Genomic DNA, 499 nt, shown 5'->3' with positions numbered 1-499 from the left:
TTATATGGTTACTCCTGGTATTATCGCGATAGAGCACGTTTAAGTGTTTCGATGGATAAGCAAGGCCGTCTGAAACTCGGTTTTCAGGCCAAAAAAAGCCATGATGTCGTCAATATCCGCCATTGCCATATTTTGCCTAAGCATGTGTCCGATAGGTTGCCTGATGTCCGCAATTTGCTGCAAAAGCTGCATGATGACGGTGTGAAAGTGAAATTTGTTGAGCTTTATTGCGGAAAAAATGTGACCGTATTCAACATTCGTTTCGTAAATCAACCGTTTGGACAAATATTAAGCGAATTGCGTAATTGGTTTGATAAGATATTGTCGGGTGCTGAAAAGGCATGGCAAATATGGCTGCAGGATCATGCCGAGTCTTTGCCGTTTTACCCTGAGAACGCCCTGCCCTGAACTATACTTTTGCTCAATTTGATGTGGAAATGCCTTACAAGCCGGGTGATTTTACGCAGATTAATGCGCAATTGAACGAAGTGATGGTGGC

Annotated in this window: 1 pseudogene; it reads left to right on the top strand. The window is 43.1% G+C overall.

Features of this window, described 5'->3' with window-relative positions:
* Positions 1-408 (top strand): annotated as a pseudogene (locus ACTHUR_RS18965) (23S rRNA (uracil(1939)-C(5))-methyltransferase RlmD); the annotation flags it as partial.
* Between the last annotated feature and the right edge of the window lie 91 nt (positions 409-499).

This window comes from Neisseria sp. P0021.S007, assembly GCF_051956855.1.
Note: the sequence above shows the minus strand (reverse complement) of the source record. Positions and strands in the feature narration are given on the sequence as shown.